This window comes from Streptomyces sp. NPDC087263, assembly GCF_044744645.1.
Lineage (GTDB): Bacteria > Actinomycetota > Actinomycetes > Streptomycetales > Streptomycetaceae > Streptomyces.
On record NZ_JBIUYT010000005.1, the window covers coordinates 178,690 to 192,570 of the forward strand.

Genomic DNA, 13,881 nt, shown 5'->3' on the forward strand with positions numbered 1-13,881 from the left:
GGCGTCGCCTCGCCAGGGCAAGGGGAATCACGAGGAAGCGGTCACGACGTGTAGTGGAAGCGCACCCGGCTCCCGAGCCACGCGGTCCGTGTCGTCTCCAGCAGGCGGCCGTCTTCGAGGCGGGCCACGGACCACACCACGAACAGCGGCGCGTCGAGGGTGGTGTTCAGCAGGCGGGCCTCATGGGAGTTGGCCGCGCCGACTTCGAGATAGTGGTTGGCGTCAGCGGGGACGAGCTCGAAGACCTCGCGAAGCGTCCGGGACAGGGAGCCGTCGACGAGGAGTCGATCGGACAGTCCGGGCGCCACGGGTTCGGGGACCCACGAGTCCGTCAGCCCGATCGCGCGGTCGTTGACCACGTGAAGCCGCTTGAGGTGAAGCCGCTTGGCGGAGGCTTCCTCCGGGGTGATGAGCTTGATCAGCTCGTGCGGCTCGGGTTCGGCGGGCTCGTCGCGCAGTTGGACGGACTTCGCGGTCTGCCCAGCGGCGTGGAAACGGTCCCGCCACGGCGTGGTGAGTGCGAAGTCGTGCTGGACCGGTTCCGGGATGTCGGCGACGAAGGTCCCGGCGCCCTGCCGGCGCTCGACGTAGCCGTCCGCGGCCAGGGCACCGAGCGCCTGTCGGATGGTGATGCGGCTGACGCCGTAGAGTTCGGAGAGTTCACGCTCGGTCGGCAGCCGGTAGCCCGTCTGGAGTTCCTGGTCGATCTGCCGACGCAGATCGCGCTGCACCTGAGCCCAGGCGGGCATGGGCGATCTGCGATCAACCGGGTGCACGGACATGCGCCCCCGGTCGGTCGTCGCACCCTCGACGACGGACACGTACGGACTCCCCTCGGCCTTCGCGCGCCGCAGTCCACGTCGCACAATTGGTCTCAATATTAGCACCTATCGCGCGAGGCTCGTGGAGACGGCGGGGCGCGCGAAGGCGTACGACAGGTGGGTCAGGAGTCGAGTTTGATGTGTTTCGCGTCCATGTTCACCGCTCCGCCGCGGAAGGGCGGACGGCCCCACCGCAGTGCCGCACCGTGGGCGAACCAGGTCCCGGCCACCGCCGTGGCGATGTCACGCAGCACGGCCGCGTCCGGCACATCGGGGTCCGTCAGCTCGCCTGCGTCGACCTGAACGACGGTCTGGCCGGTGGTACGCAGAGCCTCGGCCAGGCGGTCGAATCGCGGTCGGCCGTGCGGGCCGATGAGTTGCAGGGTGAGGTGCTGTTCGGGGCCGATGAAGTAGTCGACGTGGCCGCTCTCTTCCAGGGGCACGCCGCGCACCGCGATTCCGCAGGCTTCGATCAGCTTCAGGACCCAGAAGTCGGCTCCGCTGCAGAGCTCCGGAAGTGACAGGACCGACATGGCGGCCGGTCCGGAATCGGGCAGCGCGCCCACCTGTGCCTCGACCGCCACGCGGATGCCGTCGAGGCTCTTCGCGAGGGCCCGGTTGAACGGCGAGGTGTCGACTCCGCAGACCGCGGCCACCCCTTGGGCGAGCATGACGTGTCCGGCGCAGGGGACTACTTCCTCCACGCGGAGCGCGGGCACCAACTGGACCTCGTCGGCGCTGTCCGCCAGCGGTGAGGACGCCTGCGAGGTGATGGCGACCGTCTTCAGCCCGGCGGTCCGGGCCATGCGCAGGGCCCGTACGGTGGCGCCGGAGGTTCCGGAGTGCGAGATGCCCACGAGTGTGTCGCAGGCGGCGGGCAGGGTCTCGCTCCAGGTGACATCCCCGGCCGACAGGGCGCGGTGGCCGAATCCGGTGGCGACCAGGCCGGAGGCCAGCGAGTCCCCCGAGCCGACGAATACCGCGCGTCCCAGGTCGGGAACGCTGCCGACGGTTACCGGGGACACGTCCAGCAGAGCGGCGCGCAGCGCGGCGCTCACGGTGGCGGGTGCGGGTGTGGCGGACATGGTTCTAGTGCTCCTTGCGGGTGGTGATGCCGGGGAAGGGGCGTGCGATGGGGGTCGCCGCGGCGAGGGCCTCGTGGCCCCAGCCCGCCAGGGCGGTGCGGGCGATGCCGGTGCCGAACAGCGCGGCCTCGACGGGGTCGGCGCCGGCGGCGAGGGCGGCCACGACGGCGCCCGCGCAGGCGTCACCGGCGCCGGTGGTCTCCACGACGGAGACCGCGTGGTCGCGTACGGACCAGCTGCCGTCGGCGGTGACGACGTAGCTGCCCTCGGCGTCGAGGCGGGCGATCACCGGCAGGTCCAGCGCGGCCGCGAGTGACCTGGCGGCGCGGCGTGGGTCGGGGTCCAGCAGGCTCAACTGGACGCGGCTGGGCAGCAGTACGGTCGTCGCCGAGACCACCCGGCGCAGGTGGTCCAGGCCCTGTTCGGCGACCAGGGTCTGGTGCGGGTCGAGACCGACCCGGGTCCTGGGGTCTGCCTCGGGCCGCTCGGTGGGGGACGAGGCGACCAGTCCGTCGAGGCCGTCCTGGAAGCTCGGTGCCGGCGCGGGAAGCGAGTCCCGCGGCTCCGGCCCGACGGGATCGGGTCCTTCGAGTTCGGTACGTGCTGTCGTGTCCTGGGCGACGATGCGCCGTCCGCGGGCGGAGTTCAGGATCCACAACCGCGGCACGGTGGGCACCTGTGGGCAGTACTGCCGGTCGACGCCCAGGTCGTCGAAGAGCCGTGCGAACTCGGGGGCGTCCTCGGGCAGCGGGCAGCTCACGCGAACGTCGGTGCCGGAGACGAGCCGCGCGCCCAGTGCGGCGAACAGGGCGGGCCCGCCGGGGCACGAGAAACGTGCCCCGGCGGGTTCGGTGACCAGGTGATCGACCGACAGGCCCCCGTGGATGCCGACCAGCGTCACTGCGAGAACCGGGAGAAGGCGTACTGGACGGTGCGGTCGCGCGGCCCGTCCAGCTCCAGGAGGTAGATGCCCTGGCTGTGTCCGATCCCCAACTGCCCGTCGACGACCGGCAGAGTCAGCGACTGGGCACCGAACACGCACCGCACGTGCGCGGCCGCGTCCTGCGGTCCGTCATGCAGGTGGACGAAGGGGCGGTCCACGGGTATCTGTCCCTCGATGTACAGCCGGATGTCGTGCAGCGTGGTGCCGTCGACTCCGGAGTTGAGGATCAGTGTGCAGGTGGTGTGCGGGATGTAGACGGTGAGCGTCCCGTCGCCCAGCTGCGGCGGGACGGCGTCCCTGAGCCGCGGAGTGAGATCGGTGTAGCCGACAGGTGCCGCGTACCCGTCGGCGGGCTTGGTGTTCACGCTGAAGCGCTGCCATTTGCCGATCGTGGGGGGAGTGCTCATCGATGTGCCTTTCGTGTTCGTTTCGTGGTCCTTCACCGCGCTGGACGACAGGGCCTAGGGCGCGGCAAGCCGTGAGATGCGTACGCCGTCGGCCGCGACGGCGCCGCGCTCCACGAGGAATCCAGTGCCGCCGCCGAGGGTGTCGGCGGTGATGCCGGTGAGCAGGGTGCTGCCGTCGACGGACAGCTCCAGGTCCCTGCCACGACAGCGCAGTTCCACCGCGTAGGGGCGGTCGCGGTCGTACGGGAACGGGGTCTCGGCCAGGACGCGGCGTTCGCCGTCGCGCTGGTGCAGCAGGCGCAGCCGGTCCCCGCCGGTGAAGACCCCGGCGTAGAAGCGGCGGTGACCCCTGCTGCGGACCACCAGGCCGGCACTCTCGTGCAGGGAGAGGGTGAGCCGGCTGGCGACGGCGTAGTCGGTCCAGTCCCGGGTGCCGGTGGTGACGACGCCGAGGGTGTCCGGGTGGGAGACGGAGTAGGTGACGGCGAAGTCGGCCTCGAAGTTCTTCGCCGAGCTCACCCAGGGCGCGAGTGCCTGGGGCGTGGTGTCCCAGATCGAGGAGAGCAGGACGCCGCTCTGCTCGAAGCGCTCCGGTGCGCCGCGCCAGTCGAGTTCGTGCAGGAACGCCTCGGTACCGGTTCCGGTGAAGGCGAACCCGACCCGGAAGGGGACCCGTCCGTCGACGGGAGGGACCTGCCAGGTGACCGTACGAGGGACAGGGCCCAGTGGATGTGCCTCGCCGAGGACGGTGCTGATCCGGTCCCCGTCGGCGTACAGGCAATAGGCGCGGACGCTCGTGCCGTCGTGCGCGGCGGACAGGCGGGCGGTCAGCGTCTGGCCGGGGTAGAGCGTGGGGCTGGCGAGGGTGGAGAAGTTGCCGCTGGTCTCGGCGGGGTCGAGGAACGTGGGTGTGGACACGTGCCTTGTCACCGCCTCGGGGGAACCGCCGAGCTCGACGCGCAGACCGTTCCCTGTCCCGTGGACGTCGCCGCCCGGGTGGTAGGGACAGGCGGCGAAACCCTGGACCGAGCCTCGGTAGGCGAAGGTGAACCGGGGCCGGGGCGGCGGGAGTTCGTCCCCGGCAAGGGTGGCGGCGGAGGCCAGGATCCGGTCGGCCTCGCGGGTGGCGTCGCTGACGCACTCCCCTCCGTCGGAGGTGACGACAAGGAGCCGGTCCGCCGCGGGAGTCCTCAGGTCGGGGCCCTCGCTCAGTGCGTCGAGACCGAGGCGTACGCCGTTGAGGCAGCCCACGGTCCCGGCGTTGCTGTCGGTGTCGAAGCCCACGGACGACGCGATCATCACCGAGTCGGGGAAACTGTCGCCGGCGCCGAGCAGCGCGCCGAGCGACATCGCCAGGTTGGACAGGGCGTGGCAGGGGCCCGGGTAGCGGGCGTACCCGTAGTGCCGGTCCACCCAGTCGCGGATGTCGCGCCAGTCGTGTGCGGCGGAGCAGTTGGCGCGGACGTCGTCCAGCAGGCGGCGTACCGCCGGGGAGCGTACGTAGGCGGTGCCGGCGTCGAGGAGACGGTCGAGGTCGGGCTCGTCGAAGGCCAGCGCGCGCATGGCGGCGAGTAGGCCGGCCGACTCCAGGGCGTCGCCGTCGTGGCTGACCGATGCGGCGGTCCTGGTCAGCGCGACGGCGCGGTCGGGGTCGCCGGGGTGCATCAGGCCGAAGGCGTCGCTGAAGATCTGGGCGCCGATCTGCTCGGCGAGGGTGCGGCCGTTGACGGCGATGGATCCGCTGCGCGGGGCCGGTATGCCGCGGCGCAGGTTGAGGTAGGCGGTGTGCTCGGTGGACCGGCCCATGCCGCCCCACCACAGGATGGTGCGGTCCTCGATGACGTAGTTCAGCCAGGTGTCGCCGACGTCGGCCGCCTCGACCGTCCGGCTCGGGTTGTCGAGGACGACGCGGGCGAAGGCGAGGGTGCCGGAGATGTCGTCGTCGGCGACGATCAGCGGGACGCCCAGGTCGTCGTTGACGTACCGGCCGACCTCTCCGAACCGGTCGGCGATGTCCTGGTAGGCCCAGCCTTCGACCGGGCGTCCCAGATAGACGCCGATGATCTTGCCGAGGACTCCGGCGTATACCTGCTCGGCGTACCGCGGGCGCTCAACAGGAGCCTGTCGTACGGGATGTGTCGTCATGTCAGCCCTTGACCGCGCCGCCGGCCATGCCGTCCACGACGTAGCGCTGCAGGGCGATGAAGACGCCGAGGACCGGGAGGATGAGGATGAGGGCGCCCGCCATCATGGCCCCCAGCTGCGTGGAGAAGGTGCCGTTCATCGACAGGAAGCCCAGGGTGACGGTCTGGTCGGAGGGGTCGTGCAGGAAGGTCGAGGAGATGAGGAAGTCGTTCCAGGCGTTCAAGCCGACGATGATCCCCACGGTGATCAGACCGGGCCGTACGACGGGCAGCAGCACGCGGTGGATCAGCTGGAAGACGTTGACGCCGTCGACCAGTGCCGCCTCTTCGAGTTCCTTGGGGACGTTGAGGAAGAAGGTGCGCATCAGGAAGGTCGCGAACGGCATGTTGATCGCGGCGAGGATCACGCCGACGGCGAAAACGTTGTCGAGCAGCCCCAGGGCGGCGACACCGGCGTACAGCGGAAAGATGAACAGCTGGATCGGCACCGTCATGGCCATGGTCAGGTAGACCATGATGGCGGGCCACATGCGGATCTTCTGTCCGGCCAGCACGTAACCGGCCAGCGACGAGCAGAGCAGTACGACGACGACCGTCGTCCCGGTGAGCAGAAGGCTGTTGACGAATCCGGTGCCGAACCCGCCGTACTGCCAGGCGGTTTCGAAGTTGGACAGGCTGAACGACTTGGGGAGCGCGAACGGGCTGCCGGTGACGCCCGCGTTGGTCTTGAAGCTGTTGAGCACGACCAGCAGGAGCGGGAAAAGGGCGGTGGCGGCGAACACCAGGAGCACGGCGTGGGCCATGAGGCCCTTGAGTCGGTTTCTCATGACGACAGTTGCCTCCGGCTCATCCATGTGTAGACGCACGAGGCGATCAGTCCGAAGAAGCTCATGATGAGTCCGACGGCGGCTGCCTTGCCGAACTCGAAGGCCGAGAAGGCGAAGGCGTAGGCGTAGGTGCCCAGTACCTCGCTGCCGTGTGCCGGGCCGCCCTGGGTGAGCAGGTAGACGTAGTCGAAGGCGAGGAAGGAGAAGATGACCGTCATCACGCCCATGAGCAGCAACGTGGGGCGGATGCTGGGGAGATAGACGTGCCGGAAGACCTGCCAGGAGCCCGCGCCGTCGACGATGGCCGCCTCCACCTGCTCGACCGGCGTCTGCCTCATGGCGCCGAAGTAGACGACGGTGAGGAAGCCCCAGTAGTGCCACATGTCGACCGCTGCGGCGGCGTAGATCGCTCCGTGCAGGCTGGAGAGCGGTGAGTCGATGTGCAGGACCCCGGTGACACCGCCGTTGGGGTTGTAGATGATGCTCAGCCACACCATCGCGTTGACCACCGGTGCCAGGACGTACGGCATGAGGTAGACGACCTGGTAGAAGGTGCGCGTGCGGCGTCTGCGGAGCAGGAGCCACGCGGTGAGCAGGCCGATGACGGCGGGGACGGTGAGGAAGAGGGCGAGCCATTTGATGTTGTTGCTCAGCGCGGTCGTGAAGACGGGGTCGGCGAGGATGTCGGTGAAGTTGCTCAGGCCGACGTAGTTCGCGTGGAAGCCGACGCCGGTCCAGTCCGTGAAGGCGGCCATCGCCGTGAGGACGCCGGGTACGACGACGACCAGGACCGACAGGAGCAGGGCCGGTGCGACCAGCAGGTGGTTGACCAGCGACCGGCGGCGTCGGTAGGCGCGGCCGGCCCGGTGGTCCGGTGCGGGGGCCTGGCCTTCCCGGTGGGGCGCCAGAGTTGCCGTAGCTGTCATGCTCGCATTCCTCCGAGCGTCGGATGCCGCGCGTCGGGCCCGCGGCATCCGACGGTTCTGAGTCGGTGGGGACGGACCGTTACCCGGCGGGTTCGGGCACCGGTGGCACCAGACCCTTGGCCTTCTCGTCGTCGAAGGTCGACTGGATCTTGTTCAGGAAGTCGGTCGTACTTTCCGTGCCGAGCCAGACCCCGTCGATGTCGGTGAAGGCGGTGGCGGTGGCCGGCGGGAAGAAGGTGCCGGCGAAGAAGCCGTAGTCACCCGTGTTGACCATGTCGACCGTGTCCTTGACCGACTGGACGAACTCCTTCGACAGACCGGTGTACGAGTCGGGGTCGAGGTCCCAGTTCTTCAGCGGGACGCCCCAGTACCCGGGCCAGGTCTTGTTCATCTCCTGCGCGAACTTGTCGCTCATCATGTAGTCGATCACCTCGGCCGCCCCGTCCTTGTTCGGGGAGTGGGCGTTGATGGACAGCGAGGCCGTGGTGCCGAGCGTCCCGCTGGGCGAGGGAAGACCGGCGGTGACGTTCGGGAAGGGGGCGAAGCCGAGGTCGGAGGTGTTCCCGGCGGCGTCGTTGAAGTAGTCACTGGCGAACTGGAAGGCCAGCGTGGGGCCGAAGAAGAAGGGCGACTTGCCCTGGGCCAGCAGCTGCATGGACTCCGTGAAGTTCAGATTCGCGTAGTCCTTCCCGCCGAGGTAGCCCTTCTTGTAGAAGTCGGCGGAGTCGTCGACCGCTTTGACGATCTTCGGGTCCGTCCATTTGATCTTGCCCTGTAGCGCGTCGTAGACGGCCTTGCCGCCCGCCACATGGGTCAGGAACATCGAGATGTAGTTCTGATTGACCGGCTTCCAGCCCTTGTTGCCGGTGACCGACGGGTACATGCCCGCCTTGGCGGCCTTGTCCATGTCGGCGGTCAGCTCGGCGAAGGTGGTCGGCACCCCGACGCCCAGCTGGTCGAGGACCTTCTTGTTGTAGAAGATCCCCAGGTTCTCCAGCGAGTTGGGCAGCGAGTAGAGCTTGCCGTTCACGGTTCCCGAGTCGTACATCGGCGCCAGGATCCGGTCCTTCCACCCGTACTTCTCCGCGTACGGGGTCATGTCGGCCAGCTTGCCCTGGACCGCGTAGGCCGCGGAGAAGGACGGCCCCGAGCCGTAGACGATGTCGGGGCCCTTGTTGGCGGAGAGCGCCACCTGGACGTTCTTGTCCACCGCGTTGTTGAAGGTGACTTCGAGGTTGTACTTGCTCTGCGACTTGTCGAACCCGTCGACGAGCACCGACTTCATGGTCTTCTGCTGCTGCGGCGACGCACCCCAGAACCACAGCTGGAGGGTCTGGCGACCACCGGCGGCCGAGGAACTGCCGCCGGAGCACGCGGAGAGCACGACAGCCATCGCCGCCAGGCCCGCGCCGAGCACCCGGATTCCTGATCTGCTCATGTACCAAGCTCCTTCGCTACCGCACGCCGGCCCTTCCGGGTCCGCCAGGAGCACCGCTAACCTCGTTGTTATTGGTACTGATCTCAGTACCATAGGACCACTGTTGGGTGGTGTCAACGAGTTTCGGACACTGCTTCGAAGGACGCCGGCACCCAGGGGCCACCACCCGAAGCTTCCTTGGCCGCATCGAGACGGGCGAGCTGGACCACGCCCCGCAACGCGACGTCGACGGCCGCCACATGACCGGCCCCGGCGACGAAAGGCCTGTTGGCAATGACATTGTCGGCGACGGAGCAGACCGAGCCACCGCGCTTGCCGAACAGCCCGGCGAGTGTCACCACGGCCGCGGACTCCCGGTCCCCGTTGAGCACGCCGGCCCGGGCCCAGGTTTCGAGGATGTCGAGATGCCATGGCTGGAAATAGCCACCCACTCCGGGGCGGCCCACACCGCAGAAGTCGGAGTCACTCGACCTGGTGATGCCCTGATGGAAGGAGCAGCCGAGTTCGACGGCGGCCCGCGACATCGCCAGGACCACTTCATGGTGGGCGACCGCCGGATAGGACGCCGGAATGTAGGCGCGGGTCATCCCCTCGTCCCGTACGACCCCGGTGGTGACCACCACATCTCCCGGGAGCGCCCGCGGGTGGATACCGCCGGAGCCGCCGACCCGTACGAAGGTGTCCGCTTCGGTGAACTCCAGCAGCTCATGCATGATCAGCTCGGCCTCGGGGGAGCCGCTCCCGCCCGAGACGACGGTCACGGGCACGCCCTCGCAACGCCCGGAGTACGTCGTGAACATCCCGGAGTCGCCGATCCGCTCGGGCTCGTCGAGCCGCCGCGCGATCTGCTCGGCCGGGTCCTCGTCGTAGGCACAGAGCGGATCGCGCACGGTCACCAGGACGTAGCGGGCCACCCGGGCCGGGTCGATGCCGGACAGCGCCGGCCTGCCGTCCCGGAGCAGCCCACGGCGGGGCAGGTGGTCGGCGAGGGCGTAGTCGTCGTAGATCCGGGCGGGGTTCCACGCCGGGGAGCCCGGCGTCCCGCCCATGCCTGTTTCAGCGCCGGTGGCTTCTCCCGCGGCCGTGCGTGCCTCAGCAGCCATGCCCGCATCAGCACCTACCCCTGTTCCAGCACCCGTCCCTGCACCAGCGGCCATGTCTGCTCCTTCGTCACGTGGTGGTCGCGGACACCGTCACTTCGCGGACGGCGCGCCGGGTCTCGTCGCGCTCCAGGGGACCGACGCCCGGGGCGCCGTACTGCGCGATGGTGCGCGAGGCGGCGGCCGCGGCGGCCCGCGCCGAGGCGGGGATGTCGCCGGTCGAGGCGTAGGCGGCCAGGAAGGCTCCCGAGTAGGCGTTGCCGCCGCCGGTCGGGTCGATCACGGGTCCGGGCGCCGTCCCCACCTGCCAGGTCCTGCGTCCGTGCCGGACCAGTGACCCGGCGGCACCGCACCGCAGGACCACCACGAGGCCGTTCCCCGGCAGCCGGGCCAGCGCGTCGAGCGGGTCCGGCCTGCCGGTCAGGGCCGCGGCTTCGGCGGCGTTGAGGGACAGTACGTCGACGAGCCCTGCCAACTCCGTGACCCGGGCCCGGTCCGCCGGGGTGCAGGCGTCGGCGGCGATCTCCCAGAGGACCGGGCCGCGCCATCGTGGCCGCAGCGCGGCGACCTCGCTCCAGTACCGCTCGTCGGTGCCGTGGAAGAGATAGGCGCCCGCCAGCCGGTCCTGACCGACCGGCCACCGGCTGGGGAAGGGGGTGTGCGCGGCGAAGTGGGCGTCCCCCAGTACCGACTCCTCCACGCGCTCCCCGTCGCCCCGATAGCGCACACGGGTGACCGGGCTGTGCTCGCCGACCTCGAAGAGTCCCACGGGGTCGATCTCGCGCCGGCGGAACCACGCGCCCAGTCGCCGTCGGTCCAACGCACCGACCCCCGACACGATGGCCGTGCTCCAGGGCGCGGACACCAGGCCGGCCCCGACGGCCGCGTACGCCCCGGCTCCGCCGACCTCACGGGCCGACAGCGTGCCGTCAGCCGTGTAGACCTCGTCGGTCACCGCGTGGGAGAACACCGCAACGAGCCGCTGGGACACCCTCGTTCCTCCGAGTTCCTCTGCGTTACCCCGAGTTTCGACATCCCCCATTGAATCTGCTTGTTGTTATACCTACCATACCTTTCAGTGTCCCGGCTCTCGGCGAAGTACTCCCCCGGACGCCCGGAGCCGGGATGCCGAATGCGAGAAAGGCACGTGTGAAAAATCTTCTGATCGACACCGACCCGGGCATGGACGACGCCCTCGCGATCATCCTCGCGCTGAAGTCACGCAAGCTGCGGACCCTCGCGGTCACCGCGGCGACGGGCAACCTGACCTCGGACAAGACCGCCGCGAACGCACTGCGTGTCCTCGACCTTCTCGACCGCGATGACATCCCGGTCGGCCAGGGCCCCCTGCTGCCGCTGGACGGCGACTACCCGGTCGACCCCTTCTCGCACGGCAGCGACGGCCTCGCCGAGTCCCACTTCCCCGCCTCCTCGCGCACCGTCGACCCGCGCCCCGCCCCGCAGTTGATCGTGGACACGGTCAACGCCCACGCCGGTGACATCAGCATCGCGGCACTCGCGCCACTGACGAACCTCGCCCTCGCCCTGGAGATCGACCCCCAGCTGCCCGAGAAGGTGACCGAACTCGTCATCATCGGCGGCTCCTACGGGCTCACCCCGTACGCCTGGTCCCAGGCCACCGGCGACAACGCGGTCAGCGAATGGAACATATTCGTCGACCCCGAGGCGGCCCACCGGGTCTTCCGGGCCGGGTTCGACCTCGTGGCCGTCGGCCTCGACATCGCCACCCACCCCCGTATCAACTTCCGCGACAGCGACCTCGACCGGCTGCGCCGTGCACGGACCCCTGAAGCCGCGCTCGCCGCCCGAGTGGTGGACTACGTCAAAGGGCGCGGCTACCAGTCGTACTGCTCCCTGATCGACAGCGTGGCCGTCGCCGCTCTCATCGATCCCACGCTCATCGAGTGTGTCGAGGTCCGCTGCGACGTGGAGCGACGCGGCGAGCTGACCCGTGGGATGACCGTCGTCGAGCGCCGTGCGCACCACGGACGCAAGGACCTGCCCGTCATCCGGACCGTTTCCAGCCTCGATTTCGACCGCTTCCTCGACCTGGTGACCACCGTGCTCAGCGACGATCAAGCCGCCTGACCAGGGAGCCGCAGGGTTCGGGCAGCCGTGTCACCGGGGTCGGTCGGTCCCCACGATGCCCGCCTCGTACGCGATGATGACGGCGTGGACCCGGTCGCGGGCGCCGATCTTCGCGAGGACCTTGCCGACATGGGTCTTGATGGTGGAGGCCGAGAGCACCAGCAGTTCCGCGATCTCGGTGTTGGTCAGCCCCCGGGCCATGGCCAGTAGGACTTCCCGCTCGCGCCCGGTGAGACCGGCCAGCCGGGAATCGGCTTCCGCGCCGCCGGCGTCGGCCGGTTCCGGTGACTTCTTCACGAAGGCGTCCAGCAGTCTTCGGGTCAGAGCCGGGGCCGCGACGGCGTCTCCGGCGGCGACCGCGCGGATGCCGGCCAGCAGTTCGTCCGGCAGCGCGTCCTTGAGCAGGAAGCCGCTCGCCCCCGCGCGCAGCGCGCCGTAGGCGTACTCGTCCAGATCGAATGTGGTGAGCACGAGCACCCGTGAACGGCTTCCGGACGCCACGATGCGGCGGGTGGCCTCGATGCCGTCGACGCCGGGCATCCGGATGTCCATGAGGACGACGTCCGGGCGCAGCGAGGCCGTCTGCCGGACGGCCTCGGCACCGTGCCCGGCCTCCCCGACGACGCTTGTGTCGGGATGGGCGTCGAGCAGCATGCGAAAGCCGAGCCGTTGCAATGGCTGGTCGTCGACGATGAGCACCGTGGTCATGGCCGGTTCTCTCCAACGGCTGGGGGCGGGAGCAGGGGAAGAACGGCGTGCACGACCCAGCCTCCACTGTCCGTCGGCCCGGCCTCGGCGCTGCCTCCCGCGAGGGTGGCGCGTTCGGAGATGCCGACGAGGCCCTGGCCCGGGTGGCTTGTGGGTCCGGGCTTCGGTGAGCCCGGGGGTGGCCCGCTGTCACGGACGCTCACGTCGACGGCTTCGTCGGTGACCCGCAGCGCGACCTGGACGGAGGTCTCGGGTCCTGCGTGCTTGAGGCTGTTGGTCAGCGCTTCCTGGACGATGCGGTACACCGCGAGTTGCACGCCCGGGGTCATGGTGTCGTGCCGTCCCGCGGTGCGGTAGGAGATCCGGGGCCCGGCGGTCTGGGTACGCTCCAACAGGCCCGCGAGGTCGGCGGTTCCCGGCTGTGGGCTCAGGGCGGCGGCGTCTTCCTGCTCATCGGGGCGTTCGCGCAGGGCGCCCAGGGTGCGGCGCAGTTCGCTCAGCGCCTGCCGGCCCGTGCCGGCGATGATCCGCAGGATCTGGGCGCAGCGCTCGGCGTCAGGTGCGGCCGCGGCGCCGTCGGCGAGACCGATGATGACGGCGAGGTTGTGGCCGACGATGTCGTGCATCTCCCGGGAGACCCGGGAGCGCTCGGTGAAGACGGCGAGCTGCTCGCGCTGCGCGCGTTCCACTTCCAGCTGCGCCGCGCGGTCGGCCAGTGCGCTGAGCTGGGCTTCGCGCACCCGGACGACCAGCGCGACGGCGATCGCGGCAGTGACCGAGGAGCACAGGAAGAAGAGGATGGTCAGGGACTGCTGATCGAAGGGCTGGAACCAGAAGGCGGCCACGGTGAGTGCCACCACGGTGCCGAGCGCCGCCCACGGCAGTCTCTTGATCCAGTCGTAGCGGGCCATCGAGTACAGCGCGATCATGAGGCTGCCGACTCCGCTGCGGAATTCCCCGCCCTGGGACCACTGGAGCAGGCAGCAGAACAGCACCGCCGCCAGTACGGCGGACGGCACCCGGCGCCGCCAGATCAGCGGAAGGGCTTGTCCGGCCATCGACACCACGAGCAGCACGGAGATCTCAGGACGCGCGTCCAGGCCGTGCCCCTCGTTGGGTACGAGCAGGTCGACCAGGCTGTCCGCCAGTACGAGCAGGGCCAGCAGCGAGTCCAGCAGCACCGGGTGTTTACGACCCAGCCGACGCACCGCACTGGCCAGGCCGACGACCCGGCGCACCAGCCGACTGCTCCACAACACGTCCAGTTCCGGCGGGAACAGCTCGCCCCGCGGGAGGCTGCCGGATCGCACGGCGCTTCCACCTTCCCTTCGGGTCCGCTCCACTCGGCTCGCATGCCCCCGCGATCACTGTAG

General features: G+C 69.7%; 13 protein-coding genes. 1 reads left to right on the forward strand and 12 read right to left on the reverse strand.

Annotated features, from left to right (window positions below):
* Window positions 1-41: 41 nt before the first annotated feature.
* From ACIPC1_RS17900 to ACIPC1_RS17945, 10 genes are all read right to left on the reverse strand, one after another.
* The gene (locus tag ACIPC1_RS17900) at window positions 42-821 is read right to left on the reverse strand and encodes a GntR family transcriptional regulator (RefSeq protein ID WP_402517980.1); all 780 of its coding nucleotides are present in this window, start codon (window positions 819-821) and stop codon (window positions 42-44) included.
* 122 nt (window positions 822-943) lie between these two features.
* Window positions 944-1,906 carry an SIS domain-containing protein gene (locus ACIPC1_RS17905; protein WP_402517982.1) on the reverse strand — a complete coding sequence of 321 codons (963 nt, stop codon included), beginning with the start codon at window positions 1,904-1,906 and terminating at the stop codon, window positions 944-946.
* A 4-nt stretch (window positions 1,907-1,910) separates the two neighbouring features.
* Window positions 1,911-2,807, reverse strand: a complete 897-nt coding sequence (locus ACIPC1_RS17910) for a PfkB family carbohydrate kinase (protein WP_402517985.1) — start codon at window positions 2,805-2,807, stop codon at window positions 1,911-1,913.
* Window positions 2,804-3,256 carry a secondary thiamine-phosphate synthase enzyme YjbQ gene (locus ACIPC1_RS17915; protein WP_384382986.1) on the reverse strand — a complete coding sequence of 151 codons (453 nt, stop codon included), beginning with the start codon at window positions 3,254-3,256 and terminating at the stop codon, window positions 2,804-2,806. The genes ACIPC1_RS17910 and ACIPC1_RS17915 overlap by 4 nt, the downstream gene beginning before the upstream one ends.
* A gap of 54 nt (window positions 3,257-3,310) precedes the next feature.
* A complete protein-coding gene (locus tag ACIPC1_RS17920; protein WP_402517988.1) occupies window positions 3,311-5,401 on the reverse strand; it encodes an ADP-ribosylglycohydrolase family protein in 2,091 nt (696 codons plus the stop codon).
* A gap of 1 nt (window position 5,402) precedes the next feature.
* Complete coding sequence (locus ACIPC1_RS17925) at window positions 5,403-6,227, reverse strand: carbohydrate ABC transporter permease (RefSeq protein ID WP_402517991.1); 825 nt, start codon at window positions 6,225-6,227, stop codon at window positions 5,403-5,405.
* Window positions 6,224-7,153 carry a carbohydrate ABC transporter permease gene (locus ACIPC1_RS17930; protein WP_402517993.1) on the reverse strand — a complete coding sequence of 310 codons (930 nt, stop codon included), beginning with the start codon at window positions 7,151-7,153 and terminating at the stop codon, window positions 6,224-6,226. Before ACIPC1_RS17930 ends, ACIPC1_RS17925 begins: the two co-directional genes overlap by 4 nt.
* A gap of 79 nt (window positions 7,154-7,232) precedes the next feature.
* Window positions 7,233-8,591, reverse strand: a complete 1,359-nt coding sequence (locus ACIPC1_RS17935; RefSeq protein ID WP_402517995.1) for an ABC transporter substrate-binding protein — start codon at window positions 8,589-8,591, stop codon at window positions 7,233-7,235.
* A 113-nt stretch (window positions 8,592-8,704) separates the two neighbouring features.
* Window positions 8,705-9,694, reverse strand: coding sequence for a nucleoside phosphorylase (locus ACIPC1_RS17940; protein ID WP_402517997.1), 990 nt, complete (start codon window positions 9,692-9,694; stop codon window positions 8,705-8,707).
* Window positions 9,695-9,761: 67 nt separating this feature from the next.
* The gene (locus ACIPC1_RS17945; RefSeq protein ID WP_402518000.1) at window positions 9,762-10,682 is read right to left on the reverse strand and encodes a PfkB family carbohydrate kinase; all 921 of its coding nucleotides are present in this window, start codon (window positions 10,680-10,682) and stop codon (window positions 9,762-9,764) included.
* 158 nt (window positions 10,683-10,840) lie between these two features.
* On the opposite strand from ACIPC1_RS17945, the gene ACIPC1_RS17950 reads away from it, so the two are divergent.
* The gene (locus ACIPC1_RS17950) at window positions 10,841-11,800 is read left to right on the forward strand and encodes a nucleoside hydrolase (RefSeq protein ID WP_402518002.1); all 960 of its coding nucleotides are present in this window, start codon (window positions 10,841-10,843) and stop codon (window positions 11,798-11,800) included.
* Window positions 11,801-11,830: 30 nt separating this feature from the next.
* Here the strand turns inward: ACIPC1_RS17950 and ACIPC1_RS17955 are convergent, their stop codons facing one another.
* Window positions 11,831-12,508, reverse strand: coding sequence for a response regulator (locus ACIPC1_RS17955; RefSeq protein WP_402518005.1), 678 nt, complete (start codon window positions 12,506-12,508; stop codon window positions 11,831-11,833).
* Window positions 12,505-13,818, reverse strand: coding sequence for a sensor histidine kinase (locus ACIPC1_RS17960; protein ID WP_402518007.1), 1,314 nt, complete (start codon window positions 13,816-13,818; stop codon window positions 12,505-12,507). Before ACIPC1_RS17960 ends, ACIPC1_RS17955 begins: the two co-directional genes overlap by 4 nt.
* Window positions 13,819-13,881 lie beyond the last annotated feature (63 nt).